The 3,722-nt window shown below is 56.9% G+C and carries 3 protein-coding genes; all 3 read left to right on the top strand.

What is annotated here, in order from left to right; genetic code table 11:
• On the top strand, nt 1-2,948 hold a 2,948-nt coding region (locus ACLIRY_RS26720; protein WP_413208466.1), incomplete at its 5' end, for a hemagglutinin repeat-containing protein.
• A 51-nt stretch (nt 2,949-2,999) separates the two neighbouring features.
• On the top strand, nt 3,000-3,350 hold the full coding sequence (locus tag ACLIRY_RS26715; RefSeq protein ID WP_413208465.1) for a hypothetical protein: 351 nt from the start codon (nt 3,000-3,002) through the stop codon (nt 3,348-3,350).
• Nucleotides 3,351-3,379: 29 nt separating this feature from the next.
• On the top strand, nt 3,380-3,722 hold a 343-nt coding region (locus tag ACLIRY_RS26710; RefSeq protein WP_413208464.1), incomplete at its 3' end, for a hemagglutinin repeat-containing protein.

Here is a 3,722-nt window from a genome sequence, read left to right as displayed (position 1 = left end):
TTCTGATCGACACCGCCCAGGACCACGAGACGGTGCATTACGACAAGAGGGTGAAGGGCTTCTGGGACAACAGCAGCACCCGCATCGACGGCGTCAAGGTGACCAACGTCGCCTCAAGCTTGAGCGCGGGCGGAACTGTGACGGTGGGCAGCCCGAATGGTCCGGTGGTGATCCGGGGGTCGGACATCACGGCGGGCGGGGACCTGTCGGTCACGGGCAGCCAGGTATCGGTTCTGGCGGCTGAGGATCACGAAAGTTATTCGGAGCAGCGCAAGAAGGCCGGTTGGGCGCGGGAAGTCTTCACCGGCATGACCAAGGGGACCTATGACAAACAGGCGCTGATCCACCGCGTTTCGACCCTCACCGCAGGCGGCGACCTGAGCCTGACGGCGACCCAGGAGGACCTTCTTCTGCAGGCGGCGAAGCTGACGGGGGCGAACGTCTCGCTGACCTCGGAGCAGGGCCGGATCATCCTCCAGGCGGTGAAGGACCGGGTGATCGAGGCGAAGAGCAAGTCGAGCGGAAGCCAGTTCTGGACCTACGACCTGAGCAAGGGTCATGACGACGAGACGGTCCGGATGGTGGAGATCCATTCGGACGGGACGGTGAGCATCGACGGGGCGACCGGCATCGCAGTGGACTACCGGGCCTTCCCGGAGGGAACACCGGGCGGGCTGGCCGACCAGATCGCGCAACTGTCGCAGGCGCCGGGCCTGGAGTGGATGGCGCAGGTGCGCCAGATGCCCGGCGTGGACTGGCAGGCCATCGAGGAAGCACACAAGGCCTGGAGCGAGGAACACCAGAGCCTGGGCCAGGGCGCCAAGGCGATCATCGCCATTGCCATCGCCATTGCGACCATGGGCGCGGGCGGAGTCTTGCTGGCTCCCGGGATGGCGGTGGCCTCGGCGGCAGGTCTGGCGGGGACGGCGGCAGGGATGGCTCTCGCCGCAGCGGTGAATGCGGCGGTATCGACGATTATCCTTCAGACGACCTACAGCATGATCGCCAACCAGGGCGACCTGGGGGCGGTGTTCCAGGAGCTGGGGTCGAGCGCATTCTTGATGCAACTGGCCAGTGCGGTGGTGACAGCGGGTCTGACGGCGGGCTTGACCGATGCGGCATTGTCCGGGTTGGACCTGCCGGGTCTGAACGTGGCGGCCTCTGAGCTGAGCTTCGTGGAGCGGCTTGAGCGGGTCGCCCTGCAAGCCACGATCCGCAATACGATCCAGTTCGGGTCGAACGTTGCGCTCTACGGCCAGGATCCGGGCGAGGCGGCCTTGGCGATGACGCGGAGCCTGGGCGCCGATGTGGTCGGGGCCATGGCCTCCTATGAAATGGGGGCCTTGGTCAGCGGCTATCAGGACACGACGCTGGGGTATATCGGCGACAAGGTGGCCCAGGCCGCCGTGGGTTGCGCGACGGGAGCCATCGCGGGCGGGTCCTGCACCTCGCGGGCTTTGGGGGCGGCCCTCTCGGCCATGGCCATGGATGCCTACCTCGGCGAGCTGGACCGGAGCGCCTACACGGCGGAGGAATGGTTCGCCATCCAACAGCGGATGGGCAAGATCGGCGAACTGGCCGCAGCCCTTGGCGCGACCTTGACCGGCCAGAACGCCGACGAAGCCGTCGCAGCCGCGCAAAACGTCGCCGAAAACAGCGGGCGGGAGCTCGATTGGCTCTTCGATGAAACGCGTAAGAACTTTTCTGGTGTTAGCGAGGCTTTGGACAGCTTTATCCAAACGATTTCGGGCAGTAATCCTGAGACGTCGCGTCAATTACTCTCCCTGTCTAATACAGTAGATAGACTCGCCAAGAAGGTTTCCGATGAGACTGGCATTCCTTTGAATGATGTCAAGGATGACTTTTTGATTTTGGCGCCAGATGTCATGAAGCAAAATCAAGATGAAGCCATCTTACAGTATATGCGCGAGGCTGGCGCCAGCGATGAAGTTCTCAAAGCCACGGCCCTCCATCTAGCCCAAGGCGGTGGTATTTCTATGACGGTTGACGGGATCCCCTCCTTGAACCCGGATGGAAGCCCGGTGTTCATGGGGTATCACATACCTGAGATAACGGAATTAGATATCATAACAGGCGTTCCTCTTCACCCGGAAGAGGCGCCGACATTTCTGAAGTCCTCTGCGGATCGGGCCATCCGGCTCATGAATCAGGCGAACGCTCTCATTGATAAATATGGAGAGCCCGTAGAGTACATCGTGAAGGGGGCTATTTTCACCGCGTCGGTCTTGACTTCAGGACCCGCAGCGGCAGCGCAACAGGCCCTCATCAACATGGCCCTGGACAAAGGATCCGAATACCTGCTTGGAGGCATTTTCGCAGAGCTCCTTTCCTTAGGCGCAGACGTATTCCAGAAGTCAGACCCAACTCTCACACGGACCGAAGCAACGGCCCTTTCGGGTGTGTCTGGCGTGACCCTGATGCTCGCTGTAACCGGGAAGGCTGGAGCTCAGGACGCGCTCAAGATTTATAAAACAGGCCTTGGAAAGGGGAAACTCATTGACGAACTCGTCAGCAAGGGTGTGCCAAATCTTACGAAGAGTGGCACACTAACTAACCTACGTCCTAACGATGTCAGTATTCTGCAAAGTACACCTCGAAAATTGATCAAAGATAGCTCTGGCCGATATTGGCTCGAAGAATCAAATGGGAACCGTATTACCCCTTCTGGAACGTACGATTTTGTAACAATGCCGGATGGAACTACGAGGGTGGCACGCAAAAATAGTGAAGAAAATTTCTCAACTCATCTCGGACTTAGTGAAGGTGGTGAGGTAAACTACGCGGGGTCAATTCGATTTGGAAACAATGATGGACCAAGAAGAGGGAGTATTGTTCGTTGGTCAAATGATTCTGGTCATTATTTACCTCCATCTGAATTGGCAGGAAATGCAGGTCTTCCAAATGAATTATTTTCACCAGTTGAATGAGAGGTTTTTATGAACAAGAAACAGAGGCAGGCATGCATGGAAGTTCGGAAAATGAATTCTAGCGAAGCAGCGAATTGGATGATTTCTAATTATAGAATAGAAGATTTTAATTCTGGGGACGCGTATGTTGTCATTCAGCACAGATCTTGGTTGAAGGAAGATCAGGTGAAGCTTGCCGATTATTTTCTGGGTAATATTCCACACGTTACAAATCGTGGTTATAAGGCTTTTCTAACTTTTATGTCTTTGCCTCGATTTCTGAGAGTAATAGAGAAAAAGATTCCGAAAAAAAGAGAAGATAGAGAATTGTTAAAATATTATTTATATCCATTGTTGAAAAATCATCCCGAGTCACAAAAGCATCAAAAATTAATAAAAGATATATTGTCTAAAATTGAATAAGTATTTTCAATGTCCGCTCGCAAAATGACATGACCCTGATTGCGGGCGGCGACATCACCAACCGCTCAGGGATCATCGACGCGGGGGGCCGGGTCACCATCGCTTCGTTGGGCGGGGATATCATCAACGAGACCCTGATCCGCGAGACCCTGGGCGACAGGCCGGGCGTTGTCCGCGACAGCCTGCAGGAGCGGGCGTCGATCACGGCGGGGGATGACCTGACCCTGTCGGCGGGTCGGGACATTATCAGCTCCGGGGCGACGATTGCCGCCGGGGGGGATGCCGTGATCTCGGCGGCCCGGGACCTTGTCCTGCAGACGACGAGCCTGCGCGATCAGCTGACCATGAGCGGCAAAAACTGGACCTACAGCC

Origin of the sequence: Rhodospirillum sp. A1_3_36 (assembly GCF_047263945.1) — a bacterium.
GTDB lineage: Bacteria > Pseudomonadota > Alphaproteobacteria > Rhodospirillales > Rhodospirillaceae > Rhodospirillum.
This window is presented reverse-complemented; position numbering and strand designations above follow the sequence as displayed.

Bases quoted from the DNA above. Each gene is read 5' to 3' on its own strand.
- ACLIRY_RS26715 (WP_413208465.1), top strand. From the start codon at position 3,000: ATGAATTCTAGCGAAGCAGCGAATTGGATGATTTCTAATTATAGAATA.